This window comes from Dyella sp. NPDC103356, assembly GCF_055584465.1.
On sequence record NZ_JBVJLZ010000002.1, the window covers coordinates 123,192 to 142,441 of the forward strand.

Below are 19,250 nucleotides of genomic sequence, written 5' to 3' on the forward strand. Positions count from 1 at the left end.
GCGCGCTGCCATGCAAGTACAGGACGACGACAAGCCCTATGACGACATCAACATCACGCCGATGCTCGATCTGGCTTATGTGTTGTTGGTGATCTTCATCATCATGACCACCGCTTCGGTGCAGGGCGTCAAGGTGAACCTGCCCAAGGCCAGTGCCTCGGTCAGTCTGGCCAAGCCGCAGACCAAGGCGATCACCGTGTCCGATAGCGGGCAGATTTTTCTCGATGCCTTCCCGGTGACGCTGGGTGAGCTCGAGCAGCGGTTGCGCACGCAAAAGGCGGTCTCGCCGGATTTCCCGGTGATCGTCAAAGGCGATTCCAACGTGCAATACCAGAAGGTGGTGGACATTCTCGATCTGCTTCGTCGTCTGGATCTGTCGCAGGTCGGTCTGGTGACCGGCCGGCAGCAAAGCAACTGAGCCCGGGCGCGAGTCGATGGACGATTTCGATCAGAAAACTCCCTGGCAGCGCTGGCGCGGTCGTCTGATCGCGTTGGTGGTGGTCGTGCTGGTGGCGTTGGCGGTCTGGCAATTTGCCGGCCATCAGGTGGGCGTGCGCCGTTCGGCGCCGCGCATCGCCACCATCACGCCGTTGCCGCCGCCACCGCCGCCACCGAAAGAGAAGCCGCCGGAACCGAAGAAGGTCGAGGAAACCAAGCAGGAAATCGCCAAGCCGAACGAGCCGGTCAAGCCGGTCGAGGCACCCAAGCAGGCCCCGGATTCACCCAAGCAGATCACCATCGATGGTCCGGCGCAGGCCGGCAACGACTCGTTCAATATCGGTGCGGGCGACGGTGGCGGCATGGTCGGTTCGGGCGGCGGTACGGGCCTGGGCGGCGGTTCCTACGACCAATACCTCGGCTACGAATTGCAGCAGGCGATCCAGCGCGACGAACGCACGCGCCGGTTGGTGTTCGACGTGCAAGCCAATCTATGGATCGGCCCGGACGGCGTCATCAGCCGCATCGTGCTTCAGGGTTCCAGTGGTTCGCCGACCATTGATCAGGCGCTGATCGATGCCTTGCAGGGGCTGCATCTCGATACCGCACCGCCGCCCAAATTATCCATGCCCATACGCGCATCGATGCGCGGACGGCGACCCAGCTGACACCACTCTATCTATCCACCCAGCCACGGCGACTAGCCGCAGCGGAGAAACTCATGAAGTCATCGATCGCCAAACCAGGTTCCACGCGACTACACCGTCGCGCGCTGTGCCTGGCCGTCAGCCTGTTGCTGGGTGGAGCGAGCGTCAGTGTGCTAGCGCAGGATGCAGCCCCGTCCACCAATGCGACGATCAACCTGATTCGCCTGATGGTGAAGAAAGGTTTGATCACCCAGGCCGATGCCGACGGCTTGCTGGCACAGGCGCAGTCCGAAGCGGCCCAGGCCGCACGTCAGACCGCGCAGGCCAACCCCACCGCCAACGACGGTGCGCAGCCGGGCGATGTGCGCGTGCCTTATGTGCCGCAAAGCGTACGTAACCAGATCCGCGACCAGGTCAAGGAAGAAGTGATCGCACAGGCCAAGAGCGAGCATTGGGCCGAACCCAATGCCTTGCCCGAATGGCTCGATCGCATCAGCTGGTCGGGCGACATCCATGTGCGCGACGAATCGTGGCTGTTCAGCCGCAGCAATTCGCCGTTCTTTATCGACTACGGCACGCTCAATCGCACGGGTCCGTTCGACCTGAGCAAGATCACCCAGGGCGTGACGCCGCCGATCTTCAACACGCAGCAGAACCGCTTGAACATGCTGCGTCTGCAAGCGCACATCGGCATGGACGTGAAGCTGGGCGACACGATCACCGCCGGTATCCGCCTGGGTTCGGGCAACGACAATAATCCGGTCTCGACCACGCAGACCCTGGGTGGCGGCCTGATCAAGAAGAACATCTGGCTGGATCGCGCCTGGATCGCCTGGACCCCGACCGACTGGGCCAAGGCCTCGGCGGGCCGCTTCGCCAATCCCTTCCTTGCTACCGACCTGATCTATTCGAACGAACTGAACTTCGACGGCATCGCCGGTCAGTTCAAGGTGCCGTTCAACGACAGCCTCGATACGTTTGCTACGGTCGGCGCTTTCCCGATCGAGTTCACCGGCAACGATACGCCCTCGCAAGCCCTGGGTACCGAGAAGAACACCAGCTACGACAAATGGCTGACGGCGGCGCAGATCGGTGCGATCTGGAAGTTCGACCAGGATACGAAGCTGAAGGTTGCGCTGGCGTATTACTACTTCAATCGCATGCAGGGCCAGTTGTCGCAGCCGTGCGCGCTGTACACCGGCATCAACTTCTGCAGCACCGACGATACCGCGCCGCAGTACATGCAGAAGGGCAATACGGTATTCCTGTTGCGCGACATCATTCCGGACCCCACCAATCCGAGCAACTACGCGCAGCCACAGCTGGTCGGCCTGGCCTACAACTATCACCTGGCCAACGCGACCGGTCAGTTCGACTTCAAGGTCGGCCAGACGCCGGTGCGCCTGCAGGCGGACTATGTGCGCAACATGGCTTATCACGAGAGCACGGCGTTCCGTTATCCCAACGGTCTGGGACAGCCGGTCAACAACTTCGAAAGCAGCAGCGATCCCAATGTCCCCGGCGCTTACAAGAGCGGTCCGGTTGCCTGGATGGTTCGCGGCGTGGTCGGCAACCCGAACCCGATGGCGGCGAACGAGTGGAATGTATCGCTCGGCTACAAGTACATCCAGCCCGATTCGATGCTCGACAGTCTTACCGACCAGAACTTCCACCTGGGCGGCACCAACGCCAAGGGCTTCATCCTGACCGCCGATTACGGCATCGCGCCGAACACCTGGATATCCGCGCGTTACTTCAACTCCAAGGAAGTATTCGGCCCGCCGCTGTCCATCGATGTGATGCAGCTTGAAATCAGCAGCAAGTTCTAAGGAGGGCTTACGCCGATGAAACGCATCGTAGCTATGGTCGTATGGTTGGGATTGTGCGCAAGCGCATCCGGACTGCATGCGCAGCAGCAAAGTCTGGAAGAACAGCTGCGTGCGCAGCTGCGTGACACGCGCAGCCAGTTGCAGGATCTGCAGAATCAGCAGGCGCAGTGGCAGGGGCAGAAGACATCGCTGGAGCAGGAGCGCGACCAGGCCAAGAAGGCGCTGGAGCAGGCGCAGGCCGAGTTGGCCAAGACGCGTGGCACGTCGCCCGCGCTGGCTGCACAGAACGCCGCCGAAAAGGCGGGTCGCGAGAAGGCGCAGCAAGAGACGAAACAGGCACAAGCCGCGTTCGCCCAGGCGTCTAACCAGGCCAAGCAGCAGGATGCACGTAATGCGACGCTGGCCACGCAACTTGGCGAATCGCAAAAGCAGGTCGAGGCCTGCACGGCGAAAAACGAACAGCTCTACAAAGTGGGCCTTGAGGTGATCGACGCGTATGCGCATATGGACATGGGCACCATCATGTCCGCGCGCCAGCCGTTCGCCGCATCGGCGCGAGTCAAGCTCGACAATGCCGCGCAAGCCTATGGCGACCGGATGTACGAACAGCGCTTTGATCCGCGCGCTACGCCGGCGAAGCAGCCATGAGCGCGCATAGTCTGAAACGAGTCGTGCTTGGCGTTGCCGTGGCACTGAGTGCGGCAGCGGTGTCGGCGGCACAACCGCCGGCACCGCCCAAGGCGGCGCCGTTGGATGGTCCTGCGATTGCCGGCGTCTGCCTGCTGTCACGCGAAGCGGTGGTGGCACACGCCAAGGTCGGCATGGCTGCATCGGCTCGCATTACTCAGCTTGCACAGCAGGCTCAGGCGGAAGTCGATGCGCAGCGCAAGCCGGTCGATGTCGATGTGCAGAAACTACGTGCGCAAGCATCGAGTCTGAAGCCCGACGATCGCATGAAGCAGGAACAGGCGCTTGCCGTGCGCATGCAACAAGTCCAGCAGCTCAATACGCAGCGCTCGCGTGAAATCGAAATCACGCGCGAAAAGGCGACTGGGCGCATTGCTGAGCTTGCTCAGCCGGTGATCGCTAGCGTCTACAAGAGCAAGGGCTGTGGACTTCTGCTTGATCGCAATGCGGTACTTGGCGGCAACATGAGCAACGACCTCACCGCGGCCGTCGTGCAGGGACTCGACGCAAGCGTCACCACGATCAGCTTCGAGCGTGAAAACCTGCCAGCCAACGGTGGTCAACGCAGCCCATGAGCCCGTTACGCGCGAGCGTAAGAAGCCTCATATTCGTCCTCGCGGTGGCTGCTGCGCATGCCGATGACACCAAGGGCGCTACACGTGTAGCGCCCCATCCGGATACCTGTGTCGACGTCAGCATCAACGATCATCCGGTGCTGGCCTATGCGTGCCTCAATCATCAACTCGCGCCCGACACCTCGGCGCCGCCGGCGCCAGGACTGACCGCCGCGGTGGCCACCGAGCCGTCGAACCGGCAGGTGGGGCAGTTCAATTTTTCCGCGTTCAGCAATCGCATGGGCGACCAGCTGGGCAGATCGGTGCATCCGCAGCGTCCGCCACCACCCGTGCCGCCACCGTTATTGGTGCCGGGTCGATGACGGTTGCATTGCAGAGGCGCGTTAAATCGCCTGGGTTGCCCAGATAGATGAAATTTCAGTGACAGCGGTTCAGTCGGCCATGAATCGGTCGGTCTAGTTAAGTGATAGGGAAAGCGGGCGGGCAGGGACGCCCTGGCGAACACGATCGTCGATGGCTCTCGGGTCGCGGCGGTCGTGCTGCGCATATCGACAAAGCACACCAGGGGAAGAGGTTCGCGTGATCAAGCCATTGCATCCGACCAGCAAGAATCAGGCGCCCCAGGGCGCGAACAACAGGGCCCCGATGCACCGGCGCCCGCTGGCGCAATGGATTGCCGCAGCCTTCGCCATGAGCGCGATGCACGCGCACGCCGGCGGGCCGCCGCTGAGCCAGTCGTGGCTGGCCTCGCAGCGCCAGGCCGCCGCAGGCGCCAACGCGCAGGGCACGCCGGGTTCGGCAGGCATACCGGGGTTGTCCCCGCTGAACGCGGTGCAAGCGCAGCAACAGCAAAGCGTGCAGCAGGCGCTGCAGAATCTCAACAGCGCCGCGCAAGCCGTTGCCGCACAGATCAGCAACCAACAGGCGGTTCAGCAGGCGGCGCAGGCGTTGGCGGGCTCTCCCGTGCCTGACGGTATCGCGGCAGGCGGTCTGCAGGTTGCCGCGGGTATCGCCAAGAATCCCGCCCTATGGCAGAACGCCAACGCGCCAACGCAAAGCGTCAGCAACGGCCAGACCGATGTCGAGGTCAAGCAGACCGCACAGAAAGCCATCCTCACCTGGGACAGCTTCAACGTCGGCCGCCACACCACGCTGCATTTCGACCAGACCGGCGGCACCCAGACCGACGGCAGCAATAACTGGATTGCGCTCAATCGCATCAACGACACCACCGGACCCAGCAAGATCTTTGGCCAGATCAAGGCCGAGGGTTCGGTCTATCTGATCAATCGCAACGGCATTCTGTTCGGCGCCGGTAGCCAGGTGAATACGCATTCGCTGTTGGCGACGTCGATGAATCTGTTCAGTAGTGATGTGAATGCGAGCAATGCATTTTTCTTGCAGGGCGGCATCGCACAGACGACTGATCCGAACAACCTGATTAGTAGCAACGGCCAAGTGACTGCCTTCCTGGTCGACGGCGGTCAAGTGGATGCCACGTCGGGCAAGCTGGTGACAAGTGGCGGTATAACTGTCGAGAAAGGTGCCTCCATACAAGGTCAGGCGCAAGGCTATATCTTGTTGGCCGCACCAACGATTCAACAAAGCGGGTCCCTTGTTGCCGATGGCGGTACGGCCATTCTCGCTTCGGCTGACCGGTTGAAGTACGTAGCTCCGAGCAGTGGAAGTCCCGGTTCGTTTACCGTTGCTCGTGGCGATAGTCCTGCCCTGCTTCCGAACTGGACCGGTAGCGTCGAAAACGACGGTTTGATCGAGACGCGCCGTGGCGCTGTGCAGTGGCTGGGTACGTCCTTGCAGCAAAATGGCGTGGTGGTGGCTTCAACGAGTTTAAACAGTCCAGGCCAGATAACGTTTACCGGCATTCAGATAGGAGCTACCACGTCGAGCGTGGAGCTTGGACAGAATGCCGTAGTGACCGTGCTACCTGAAAAGGACGGTGAGACAACATCCTCCAGCAGTGCCGCCGATCAGGCCTTTCATACCAGCTCGATCACACTTGCCTCCACGGGTAGCATCGTTCTGGACCAAGGGGCGCTGATCGAAGCTCCGAGCGGCAACGTCAGTTTGCTGGCCGTATCCAGTGGTGTGTCTCAGGCGCCAAGCCGTGTGTATATAGACCACGATGCCATTATCGACGTATCGGGCCTGACCGATGTCGAGTTGCCGATGTCGGCCTTGCTGGTAACTATTCCGCGCGTCGGCCAGAACGAGTTGGCGGACTCGCCGTTATTGCGGAACAGTTTTCTCTATACGCAAAAAAATATCGTCATCGACAGCTCGCAGAGCGGTGTACGTGCCGATGGTCTGGATTGGGTCGGCAGTCCAGTACTTAACGCGGCCGGTTACGTGGAAAACGTGCCGCGCAGCATCGACCAGCTCATGCTCAAAGGCGGCAATATCGTGCTTGCCGCGGATCAGGTGATTACCCGTACTGGGTCGCAGCTGAGGGCGGACGGCGGCTACGTCAACTATTTGCCGGGTTGGATCCAGACGCCCAATCTGCTTGGCGCGGACGGTCGCATCTACAACATCGCCTCTGCCGATCCCAATATCGACTATGTCGGCTTTGCCGGGCAGTACGATGATGCGCATATCCGATGGGGCGTGAACGAAACCTATTCCAACCCACTACTGAGTGGCATGACCCGTTACGACAACGGGTTTATCCAGGGAGCCAATGCGGGTGCAATCACCATTGGCGGAGCGGTTGGCGACACGGCGGTGCAGGGCATCGCCGTGCTCGATGGCAATCTTTCAGCACAGGCCTATGCGGGACGAAATCAGGTTGTCCAGGGCGCGGCTCCATTGGGCGGTAGTTTGTCTATTGGCGGTGGAGATGCACTGAACAATCCGGCCAGCGCGGCAGATGTGAATTATCGTCTTGTCGATCAAGCGGCACCGATCGAGACAATCAATCCGGTTTTTGATGCGCAGACACCTTTGGGCGATCCGGATGCGCCAGGCGGTCCGCAAGATACGTGGTATCTGATTTCGACGGACATGATTGACCGTGGCGGCTTCTCGAAATTCAAATTGGCAACGGGCGGCGACATCGAAGATGACGCTCATCAGCTCAGCGTGCATCCAGGCGGTGAAATCGACCTGGTCGGTTCGCGGATAGGCTTGGCGGGCAATATCCAGGCAACAAGCGGCGCGATCAATATCACCTCGATCAACAACAATGTCGGCGGTGCTGCGAGCGGCCATTCGGGGATTACGGTTGCCAGTGGAGTAACGCTGGATGCGCGCGGCCTGTGGGTGAACGATAGTGGCCAGTCCGAGGATACTCTGGTCGGCAAGCAATATATAAACGGCGGCTCGATCAACCTTACGGCGATGGTGGGATCTGGCGCTGACGATCCCATCTTGTTGGACACAGGCAGTGTCCTGGATGTGTCCAGCGGCGGATATGTTCAGCAGAACGGTCTAGTGGAGGTTGAAAACGATCTTCCGTTGGGCAGAGGCGGGAATATAACGCTGGCAACATATGCTGGTACGACCAATTCTCCGCCGCAGAGTCTTTCCGGTGGCCGGATCACCATGGACGGCAGTCTGCTCGGATATGGATTTGCCGGTGGCGGCACACTCAGCATTTCCGCACCGCAGATCCAGATCGGTGGAGATCAGCCGGCGGATGACGCCGGGATTCCGCTGCTTTACCTGCCTGCGTCATTCTTTTCGGGCCAGGGTTTTGCCAACTATCAACTGAAGTCGATGGCGGACGCCACCATCGCGGACAACACATCGATCGTCGTCAAGCCGGCGAGTCTGCTGCCCAACTACAATGCATTGGCAGCCGCCCCGACGGGATCGAATGTGTACGCCAATGGCCTGAGTAGTGTCGGCTATCAGGATGACTATCATCGTTGGCTCGATAGCACCGGTTCGGGCAACCCGGCGGGATTTTCGCTGCAGGCAGGTCTGTATCAGGATTGGATTTCGAATTCGACCGGTCCGGTAAATTATGGGCAAAACGGCTCTCTGGTGGTCGGCAAGGGAGCGTCGATCCAGGTGGATCCGGGCGCGGACATAAATCTGCAGGCAGCCGATCGTCTCGAGATATACGGCAGTGTTGTCGCACATGGCGGCAATATCGGTTTGAGCAGCCACATCGACACTTTTGGGGCTTACATCGCGCCGGATCGCGCAGTGTGGCTTGGTCCCGATAGTCTCATCGACGCCAGCGGTATATCTCTGATCGATCCTGTGGCCCCTGTGGCCGGTAATTTGAACGGCGGGTTTATTCCCCGCACCGGAACGGTTCTCGATGGTGGTCAGGTCAGCGTCTCGGCCGACCAGTTTCTGCTGGCGCAGGAGGGGGCTCGCATCGACGTCTCCGGTACCAGCGATGTCTATCAGTTGCCAAGTGGGCAGACGTTGCTTGGTGCTCCCGTATTCAGTGTAGTGGCGACGCCGGTATGGAGCGATGCAGGCAGTATCGATCTGGCAGCGGGCGGTGGCCTGTTCTTCGATGCAAGCCTTTCGGCTCATGCTGGTGCTGCGCAAGGCAGCGGTGGCAGCCTGGTGATCCGGGCATTGACTCCACTCATTAACGGCAACCAGGTTGTTCAGCCGCAGCCGGTGGATATCGTTTTGCAGCAAAGCGGCAATCTGTTGCCAGCTGGATATCAGCCCGGAGACGCCGTCGAGCCCGATGCAAAGCAGCTGGCCGGTTCCGGTGTGCTGCGTTTTGCGATCGACCGCTTGGATGGATCGGGCATAACCGACCTCGCCATCGGGCCGACCGTAGGCGATGCCGATTCGCAGAATAACTATAGAGTCGTGCCCGTTCTTTTCGCCGGCGATGTGTCGATCAATCTGGCACGCAGCGTTACAATCAATACCACCGCTCTGGTGGCTGGTGCGGCTGATGCCGCTTTGCCGCCGGCAAATGGCAGCAGCGTAACCGGCGCAGGTGACGTCAGCATCACCGCTCCCTACGTCTATCTCGCCAACTCCAATGCGGCCACTGCCGCGCCACTTGTTGTCGGTGGCGACGGGAACCTGAACGTCAAGGGTCAATTCATCGACATCGGCGGCCGCGTATCGTTGGCAGGTTTCGCGCAATCGGGGTTTTATTCTGCGGGTGATCTGCGTTTCTATCTTCCGGCGCTGGACGCGTTCAATAGTGCGACGGGAGCGCCGCTGACCGGCTGGCTGTTCAGTAGTGGCGATATGACCTTCGGTGCCACTCGCCTTTATCCGCAAAGCGGATACAGCTTCTTGCTCGATGCTTCTCCGCAGATGGCTGGCGGAACCACGACTATTCGCTTCTTGAACAGCGGTAACACCGATAATTCGACTCCGCTCTCGGCCGGCGGAACCTTGGCGGTTGCCGCGTCGAACATCGAGCAGGGCGGCACGTTGTGGGTGCCGTCGGGCAGTATCGTGTTGGGTATCGACGATGCGGCTTCCGAACGCTCCGCACTGGGTCTCTCCTCGTCGTTTGCACTGCCGACGACAGACACCGTGGATTTGCTGCCAGGCAGCACAACCAGCGTATCGCTGGGCGGTGCGATTTTACCCTATGGCAGTACGGTGGACGGCCAGGAGTGGCGATACGACGCCTCGCCTTTTGCCACCGGGGCCGATCTGACGGCGCCGCCATCCAAGCAGATAAGTATCCACGGCCAACAGGTCTCGTTGCAGCAAGGTGCTACGGTCGATGTCTCCGGCGGCGGCGACCTCCAGGCATTCGAATGGATACCGGGCACGGGCGGTTCGCGCGATATCCTGCTGCAGTCTCAGGTGAGCTATGCCACCAGCACGACGGGAACGCAGCAATCGCAATATCCGGACAATCGGCCGGTCTATGCGGTCGTTCCTGGTTATTCCGCGCCGGTCGGCGCGCACGATGCTGCTCTTGAGAAAGGCGCTGGTGCGGATCCGGCTATAGGGCAGGCGGTGTATCTGTCCGGTGTACCGGGTTTGCCGGCCGGAATCTACACGCTGTTGCCAGCGCGCTACGCTACCCTCCCAGGAGCGTTCCGCGTCGTGCAAAACACCGGTTCGCAAGATGCCGTACTCGGCCGGAATGCGACATTGCCGGACGGTACGCAGATGGTGGCAGGCTACTTCGTCGACGCGTTGACGGGTGCCCATGACGCGCGGACTACGACATTCTCCGTGCAATCGTCGGCAGTATGGCAACAGTACTCGCAATATACCGAGACCGATGCAAGCCAATTCTTTGCCACTCAAGCCCAACATGATGGCGTCGTGGCACCGCCGTTACCCCAGGACGCCGGGCACCTTGTGCTCGCGGCCAGCAAGCAATTGGACCTCGGTGCCACATTGACTGTCGGCGTAGGTACAGGCGGGCGCGGCGCTGAAGTCGATATTACGGGACAATTGATCCAAATACTTGGTAGCGGTGAACAGGCGAAGGATGGCTATCTGGCCATTGACGCGAACGGCCTGACGACGCTTGGAGCATCGAGTCTGTTGATTGGCGGTACGCGCAGCAGCAGCGATGATGGCGATGTGCTGGACGTTCAGGCAAATAGCATCGTCGTGTCCAACGATGCCGCCAACCCGCTATCCGGCCCCGAGATCATTCTCGCGACCGACGGTTCCGGAAACGGTATCGAGATCGATGCGGGTAGCGTCCTGCGTGGTACCGGCGCCGTTACCGGCTTGAACGGTACTCCTTTGACTATCGGGCAGACAGCAAGCGGCACGGCACCTGCCGTCAGTGGCGATGGCGCGCTGTTGCGCGTATCGAGCGGTAGCGCCGGGTCTATCGTGCGTCACGACGTAACCGGTATCGATGGCGCGGCCGGCATGGCCAAGGGCAACATATCGATTGCGGCAGGTGCGACCGTCGCTGGGGATAACGCGCTGAGCATGGATGCAACCGGAAATACGCATGTAGATGCCGATGCGCTGATCAGTGCCAAGAACATTGACATAACCGCAAACCGTATTGCCTTTGTCGGTGATGCTTCGCCTGCCGATGCATCCGGATTCCTGGTCGGCAATGCGACGTTGGGCCAGTTCAACCAGGCTGACAACGTGACCTTGCGGAGTCGCGGCACGCTGGACTTCCTTGGCGATATCAATGTGAGTCTGGATCACAACCTGGAACTCGATGCGAGCGCACTGACCAGCGATGGCGGCGTCGTAGCCATCCATGCGGCTAAGTTGAGCCTCGAAAACGACACGGGTGGGACATCCGCCTTTGGAAGCGGTTCGGGTCAGTTGTCCATTCAGACCGGCGAACTGGACCTTGGCGATGGTGCTTGGACACTGCGCGGTTTCGGCGGAGCGACAATCACTGCGACTCAAGGCGTGGTTGCCCAAGGTAATGGGGTTTTCGATTTCGGACAGCTGGATCTTAACCTGCAGACGCCATTCATAGGAGCTGCAACCGGTGCCAGCACAACCGTGCAGACGAGTGGTGCACTCTCGGCGACATCGATCGCCGGCAGCCCATTGGCGCTACAGGCGACAGGCGGAAGCCTGACCCTGACCGGCGGATCGGTACTGCTCGATACGGACATTTCGGCGGCTGCCGGCAAGCTGACTGTCAATGCGACAAGCGGCGATATCACGATCGGCGATCAGGCGAATCTCAGCGTGGCCGGCGTTGCCCAGACATACAACGACGTACAGTCTTTCCTCCCTGGCGGCACGTTGACTTTGACGGCTACTGGCAATGTTCAGACAAGCGGCAACGCCGTACTGGACGTCGCGGGAAGTCAGAGTGGAGGCAATGCAGGCCGTTTGGCGGTTACGGCGGGAGGGCAGGCCGTACTGGGAAATCATCTCCTGGGCGCGGCGGCAACAGGTTATCTCGGCGGTAGTCTGAGCCTGGATGCCGGCGGTGCGGTGGACCTCAATGCGCTGGCCGATCTGCTTGCAACCAGTGGCATGGATGGCGCGTTATCGATTCGCAGCGGTGCAGGCAATCTCGACCTGGATGCCAATCGCAGTCTCTCAGCGCATCAGATCGTGCTTACTGCCGATGGCGACCCGGCGAATGGCGGTTGGATACACATCAACGGCACATTGAACACATCCGGTACGCTCGGTGGTCCCATCACTTTGTACGGCAGCGCTGGGGTGGACGTGGAGGGTTCTCTGCTGACCTTCGCCACCGGCAAGGGGCTTACGGGCGGCGATATAGAGATCGGCACGGATGGTCGCAGTTCGGGTGGCTATGACGCCACATACGGATACGAGAACGTTCTACCGGAAGATTCGGGTTCCATCGTTATCGGCAACCATGCGGTGCTGAAGATGGGTGGCGATGGCGGCGACGGCTCCCTTGTGTTGCGTGCACCATTGCTGACCACCAAAGACGTGAATGTGACTGTGGATAGCGGCGCTCAGTTGATCGACAGCAGTGGCGTTACGCTAGAGGCCTATGCCACATGGAGCACGGATGACGCCAACGGTGCGAGCAATCCCGCGCAGCATTTTGACGGTATCGTGGATCCGGCCGGCTGGTATGAAATTGATCCGGCGACTAATCAGGCTCGACTGGTTTCCGGCCATTTCGTGGATGCCGCCGGCAACCAGCCGCCTGCTCCCGATCCGAACGACGCAGCTCAGATGGCCGAATATCTGGCCAAATATATGTTCGTCCCGGATACGCCGAATACGGCGCATCAAAGCTTTTATGGGTATGTCGATGGTGATCCGTCCAAGGGGCCGGGTACGTTGATGGGCTTTGTGGAGACCCCGGGTATCAATGTCGGATCACGGTTCTCCTCGATTGCCAATTTCAACATTCGTCCGGGTATCGATCTGATCAATCCCGATCCGGGAAAGAATCAGGGCGATATCTCGATCCTGACCAATTGGAATCTTGGCGCCGGTACCCAGAACGCGGACGGAAGCCTCAATCTGGCGTATCGCTATGGCGATCAGGCGCCGATCCTCAGCTTCCGCGCGGAGCGCAACCTCGATATTCGAGCGAGCATTACGGATGGATTTTTCCAGACCTCAAGTGTCGTCTCCGGTGCCGCGCCACCGGATGGAACATGGCAGGCGGCAAGCGATGCCTGGCTGGACCTGCAAAATGCGGTTGAAAACAATCTGTTCGTGTCGACCGATGATGTGCCGGGATGGTTCTTCGCCCCAGTGGAGTTGCAGGGAGCGGATCAGGAGGCAATCAACGAATATTACGGTCAGTATATTTTGTATGCAAAATATCTGACCGAGAATTCGACCAATCCGTTGCTGGACTCCGCACCGCCGGCGCTCCTGTTGGGTGTAGTCGCGCTTGGAATAGGTACTCCTGGCATATCGCATGAGGCGCCGCCGCCATCGCCCACGACACTCAACAATTACCCTGCCTATTTCGCGAGCTATCAGGACTATCTGCTTGATGCCGCCAAGCAAGCGCAATTCAGTCAGGCCACTTTGGCGGTACCGGACGATCTGGTAACGCTGGCTGCACCGCCTACGACCGAGGACCGCATCACTCCGGCACCGCCGCCGACGGATAACAGTCCCTCGCCCTTGATGACGGCCGGTAACCCGCTTCCTTTGTTGAGCGCGACACTGGTCGGAGGCAACAGCAGCTCGTATCGACTGGTTAGTGGTGCCAATTTCGCCAGCGCGGATCCATTGGCTGTGCAGGCCGCGAGTGTGGCCCAGGCCTCTGCGGGAGGCCAGATCACCCTTGACGGCCATACCGATTATGTCGATCCCAACACTGGCCACACGGTCTATACGCCGACACTGGTGAGAACCGGCAATGGCGATATCGACATGGCTGCTGCAACCGATATCGTCTGGCTGGACGATCAGGCGCCCGCCGCCGTGTACACGGCGGGCGTGCCCTCAGGCGCCCAGACGAAGGCATCTGTTACGCTCTGGCAGGCACCTGGCACGGCCGAACTGGCAGTGAACAACGTGGTCAATCCAGTCGATGCGGGCGATATCAGCCTGCAAGCCGGTGGCAACATCATCGGCATCCAGCAGGTCGTGGATACCGATGGCAGCGCCACAGGAGTCAAGGGCACTTCGATTGCTCAGTACTGGTGGCAGTGGATGCAAACTGGCAACAGTGCCGATGGGAGCCGTTCATCGATCAACTTCAGCGGTTTCGACCAAGGCATCATGAGCGTTGGTGGCAATGTTGCTATCGACGCAGGTGGCGATATCCGCCAATTGTCGGTATCGCTACCCACCACCTGGTCCATCAGTACCAATCCCGATGGTAGCCGTGTGGTCAATACCATCGGCAGTGGCGATCTCAACGTCAATGCCGGCGGCAACATCCTTAGCGGCGACTATTTCGTTTCGCGCGGCACCGGAAATATCCACGCTAGTGGCAGCATCGGCGCTGATTTCAGCAGCACGACGTTGAACGGCACGTCCACCCCGGTTCCTGTGGCAACGCTGCTTGCCATGCAGGACGCTCAATTGACTGTTTCTGCGGGCAAGGATGTCGATCTGGGAGGGGTATACAACCCTTCCTGGCTGGATCTGGTTCCAGGTTCGGGTGTCTTGGATGCGTCGCTGCCGGCAGGGCACTTCGATGGACAGAGCTACGGGACCGATTCGTCCCTGGCCGTCCTGGCCGAGGGCGGCGATCTGCGCTTTGGCAGTCTGACCAACTCGTTGAGACTCTTTGGCAACGGTGAGGCCGTGGACGGTACGGCAAGCTTCGTATTGCCGGCGACACTGAACCTTACCGCTGCAAGTGGCGACTTGTCGCTGCTCTCGCCCGGAGAACTCTACCCATCGTCCGACGGCAATCTCACACTGTTGGCGCAAGGGTCGGTTCATTTCGACAATCAGCAGAGTAGTTATCAGTCGTGGGGTCTTATCGATGCTCCGGCATCGTTACTGCCATCGCCTCTCAATACGGATGCATTGGGCGGCAACGGGGCAAGGGTGGCCGTCAACCTGGCCGCGAACGGATACCTGTACGGTTCGACCGGCAACTGGATAGCCAACTTCGCGAGCCTGGTGCATCAGCCGCAACCCTTGCATGGTGACGACGCCGAGCCGGTGCGTATCTATGCGCTCAATGGCGACATCGTCGATGGCGAGGGTGGTGCGCTGAACGAGTTCTATCTCGTGCCGAACAAGCCGGCGCGCATCGAGGCAGGGCGGGATATCGTCGATCTGGTCTATATCGGCCAGCAGACCCATGCTTCGGATGTCAGTCTCATTTCCGCTGGGCGCGATATCTACGATACCTCGCTGACCCTTCATACCAGCCAGTTCCTGACTGGTGCATTCATCCTGCCGGTGCTTGTACAAGGTGGTCCCGGAACGCTGCAGGTGCAGGCTGGCCGCGATATCGGTCCGTTGACCAGTCAGGCGGAAGCGGTTCAAGTAAAAATCAACACCGGCAACAGTAACCTGGTCGTTGACGGCAACATACAGTCAGGCATCGATAGCATCGGTAATGCGTTCAATCCCTACCTTCCCAGCGAGGGGGCATCGATCCAGTTGATGTACGGCATTGCGCCGGGCATCAACGAGGCGGCATTCATTGCCCGTTATATCGATCCTTCGGCAGGTGTTGAAGGGATTCCGAGCCTGACCCCTGACCTTGTCAGCTTCATGGATGACTATGTATCCGGTTTGTCCGTGGATACGGGCCTGGTGAAAGACAAGCCGGTAGTGAATCTGACGACGGATCAGGCATGGAGTCAGTTCCAACAGCTACCGAGCAATGTCCAGCTCATTTTCGTACAGAAGGCTCTGTTCAAGATTCTTTCGACGGTCGGTTCCGATTACAACGACCCGTCCAGTCCGTTCCAGGGCCAATATGCACGGGGTTACGACGCGCTTTCCACCTTGTTCCCCGCATCTTTGGGATACACGGACAATGGCGCTGGAGCAGGTGGTATCAACGGCGCGCAGAAGACCATAGACACCGGCGATCTGGATCTGCGCAACACCACGATTCAGACGCAACAAGGCGGCGACGTGAACATTCTCGGCCCCGGCGGGCAGGCGCTTCTTGGTAGTACTGCGTCGCCGCCGGTGATCGTCAACAGTTTGACCGGGCAGGTCGTTGCGGGCCCCAACAATCTGGGATTGCTCACTCTTCGTCAAGGCAGTATCAACATCTTTACCGACCGTAGTGTATTGCTGGCGCAAAGTCGCATCTTTACGGAACAGGGCGGCGATATTGTCGCCTGGAGCTCCAACGGTGATATCAATGCGGGCAAGGGCGCCAAGACGACGTCCGAGATTCCGCCGCTGAGCTTCTTGTGCGATATCGATGCATTCTGCGAAATCGCTCCCTTGGGCGAGGTTAGCGGAGCCGGCATCGCGACCCTGCAAACGGTAGCGGGAGCGCCAGCTGGCAATGCCTTCCTGATGGCGCCACGAGGGACCGTCGATGCAGGCGACGCCGGTATCCGCGTCTCGGGCAATCTGGTAGTGGCAGCGGCACAGGTGGCCAACGCCGACAATATTCAGGTGCAGGGCGAGAAGATCGGTGTGCCGATTGCCCAGTCGGTCAATGTTGGTGCACTGAGCGCTGCAAGCGCCGCAGCGGGCGCTGTCAGCCACGTCGCGGAAGACATGGCCAACAGGCAACGTGACGATGCACGCAACCAGCAGCCGTCGGTTATTTCCGTCCATGTGCTTGGTAGTGGTAGTGACGCCGGTAGCAACCCGCAGGGAAGCGTTGGCGGAAATGGCTACGATCAGGACAGCCCCGTACAGGTTCTGGGAGCGGGACGCCTGACGAGCGCCAAGCGAAAAGTGCTGACGGCAGAGGAGCAAAAGCACTTGTCCCAGTAATTAAGGACGCGCTTCCGTGAGCTGCCGCCCTGATAGAACGGACGGCAGCAGCGGTCGCGCGGAAAGACGCGTTTCATCAAGGAAGGATTGGAGTATTGCGATGGCAAAGACAAGTCCGCTTGCAGCGGTCATGGCGTTTTTTTGCCTCTTTTTAAGCGAGAGGCGCTCATGAGCAGTGTTCATGTCGTAGCAGAAACCCTGCGTCAATTATTTAGTGCGGGCCAGTATCGTGTGGCGGACTGGTTTATCGATCATTGTGGGCGGAGCCAACTGGAAGAACTGATAAGGAACCAGGGTGCTGCCATTAGTCTTCGGATAGATTATGTCGTCAAAAAGCGCCTGCAACGCAGATCGGGTGGCGAGATGGCTACCGATATTATCAGGGCTCTGCCGTATGTCTTGAACCTTTGGTGCAGGGAAGGGCGCCGCAGCGCCGTGCGGTTCGTGCTTTCTGAATTGGCTGGCGATGAGTTGGATGCCTTAGGTAGCTGCGCCGATCTGGATGCGGAAGTGGCGTCAATGATTCGTGAATTTAAGTAAAGATCGATAAGATAGAAAATGGCCGATGGTTTATTTGTGATGTATCGCTCATTTATAATTTGATTCGTATCACGAAAAATATTTTTCCTTGTGTGGACATCAAATAATTATTTGATGTTTTTCAGGCATTGAATTTTTATTTTGCAATCGTTCTTGCAATAAGGTTGCTCGTTTGTAAAACATTTAAATGAAGTTAATTTGATTTACATTTAACCTTGTAATATTTAAGGAATATAAGCGGTCTTCTTTTCTTAATAGCGATGTCATTGCATTGGGGCATAAATGCTCGGCCTCCAATCCGGAGGTTACTAAGCTATTGGGGATACACCATGTCTGGAATGAAGATGGGAAATGCCCGTATGAAACTGCTCGCGGGCGCGCTTCTGTTGTGCGCCGGCGGCACCCTGGCTACCAGCGCGATGAGCACCACCCTGTACGGCGGTGGCGCTACGCTGCCGGCCGGTGGCTATGTCGGTTGGAGTTTTCTTTCGACTCCTGGTATCGCTCGTTTGTCGCAGAATTCGACGGTTGTCCCGTTCTCGTCGAACGCCGCGGTCGTTGACGCGAACTCCTTGTTCGGCGCTTGGGCGGCCACCACGAGCAACACGATTTCTTACTGCCAGACCGGTAGTGGCGGTGGCAAGCGCGTGCTGAACGGTGATACCTCCGGCTCGCCTTCGCTGTCGGCTGGTGGCGTTTGCCCGGTCTTCAGCAATCCGGCCATCACGGGTTTTGAGATTCCGACCGCTGCTGTCACGGCACGTCCGGATTTCGTCGCCTCCGACGCTCCGATGAGCGGAGCCGAATACACCACCTATGTGACCAACAAGGGCTCCGCCCACTCCGAGCCGGTGCAGTTCCCGGCGTTGGTTGGTTCGATCGCCGTCGTGTACAACAACACCGATGTCCCGCAAGGTTCCCTGAACCTGACGGATGATCAGGTTTGCCAGATCTTCTCGGGCGTGACCACCAACTGGAACCAGATCAATTCCAGCTTCCCCTCCAAGACCATCAAGCTGGTGTTCCGCTCCGACGGCAGCGGCACCACGTTCAACTTCAGCAACCATCTGGCTGCACTTTGCGGCCCGGCGGGTGACACGCTGGGTGGTCATTTCACTACCGATCAGACCTTCACGAACGTCGTCGCCACTCTGACGGGCTTCCCGGGCGGTACCGGTGTCAGTGGCAACCCAGCCGTGATCACCACGGTGAATGGCGCCGATGGCTCCATCGGTTACGCTGAGGCCGCCAATACGCTGGTCCAGCCGCAGCCCATGGGTGCTACGTCGCCGGTGACTTCGGTAAGCTACGCCAAGATCGCAAAGCATGGCACCACCGCCTTCAAGGATCCGATCACGGATCTGGTCAACCCCATCACGGCCGGCTATGCCGTCTCTGTTCCGAAGACGGATATGGTGATCACTGGCGTTAACCCTGATGGTACGCCGGTCCTGGGCGCACAGACGGTTCCGGGCACCAAGGGTTGCTTGCTCGTGGTCGATCCGACCACCTACTCGAACCCGGCCAATGGTTATCCCATCGTCGCCGTGACCTACCTGCTGGCCAACAACAAGGGTAACCCGAACCTGACTGCTCTGCGCAGCTTCTTGTTCAACCCCTATAGCCCGGCTACTGGTGTGACCACGATCGGTGCGGGCCCCAACGGTTACGGTACGGGTTACGCCTTCATCACTGGCACCAATGTCAATCAGCTCAAGATCAACGGTTGCACTGGCGCGTAATTGAGCCTGTTGCAATGAAGTCGAAGGAAAGGGCGCAGGATGCGCCCT

Annotated in this window: 9 protein-coding genes; all 9 read left to right on the forward strand. The window is 59.4% G+C overall.

Annotated features, from left to right (window positions below; genetic code table 11):
* Positions 1–10 precede the first annotated feature (10 nt).
* Complete coding sequence (locus ACZ6WW_RS04090) at positions 11–418, forward strand: ExbD/TolR family protein (RefSeq protein WP_281848157.1); 408 nt, start codon at positions 11–13, stop codon at positions 416–418.
* A 16-nt stretch (positions 419–434) separates the two neighbouring features.
* Positions 435–1,106: a TonB C-terminal domain-containing protein gene (locus tag ACZ6WW_RS04095; protein WP_465273085.1), complete on the forward strand. Its 672-nt coding sequence runs from the start codon at positions 435–437 to the stop codon at positions 1,104–1,106.
* Positions 1,107–1,159: 53 nt separating this feature from the next.
* Positions 1,160–2,914 carry a putative porin gene (locus ACZ6WW_RS04100; protein WP_465273086.1) on the forward strand — a complete coding sequence of 585 codons (1,755 nt, stop codon included), beginning with the start codon at positions 1,160–1,162 and terminating at the stop codon, positions 2,912–2,914.
* A gap of 15 nt (positions 2,915–2,929) precedes the next feature.
* Positions 2,930–3,562: a hypothetical protein gene (locus ACZ6WW_RS04105; RefSeq protein WP_465273087.1), complete on the forward strand. Its 633-nt coding sequence runs from the start codon at positions 2,930–2,932 to the stop codon at positions 3,560–3,562.
* Positions 3,559–4,176, forward strand: coding sequence for an OmpH/Skp family outer membrane protein (locus ACZ6WW_RS04110; RefSeq protein ID WP_465273088.1), 618 nt, complete (start codon positions 3,559–3,561; stop codon positions 4,174–4,176). The genes ACZ6WW_RS04105 and ACZ6WW_RS04110 overlap by 4 nt, the downstream gene beginning before the upstream one ends.
* Complete coding sequence (locus tag ACZ6WW_RS04115; RefSeq protein ID WP_465273089.1) at positions 4,173–4,538, forward strand: hypothetical protein; 366 nt, start codon at positions 4,173–4,175, stop codon at positions 4,536–4,538. Before ACZ6WW_RS04110 ends, ACZ6WW_RS04115 begins: the two co-directional genes overlap by 4 nt.
* 217 nt (positions 4,539–4,755) lie before the next feature.
* Complete coding sequence (locus ACZ6WW_RS04120; RefSeq protein ID WP_465273090.1) at positions 4,756–16,920, forward strand: filamentous haemagglutinin family protein; 12,165 nt, start codon at positions 4,756–4,758, stop codon at positions 16,918–16,920.
* A gap of 168 nt (positions 16,921–17,088) precedes the next feature.
* Positions 17,089–17,460 carry a hypothetical protein gene (locus tag ACZ6WW_RS04125; RefSeq protein ID WP_465273091.1) on the forward strand — a complete coding sequence of 124 codons (372 nt, stop codon included), beginning with the start codon at positions 17,089–17,091 and terminating at the stop codon, positions 17,458–17,460.
* Positions 17,461–17,819: 359 nt separating this feature from the next.
* Positions 17,820–19,202 (forward strand): PstS family phosphate ABC transporter substrate-binding protein, encoded by a 1,383-nt coding sequence (locus ACZ6WW_RS04130; protein WP_465273092.1) that lies wholly within the window; start codon positions 17,820–17,822, stop codon positions 19,200–19,202.
* Positions 19,203–19,250 lie beyond the last annotated feature (48 nt).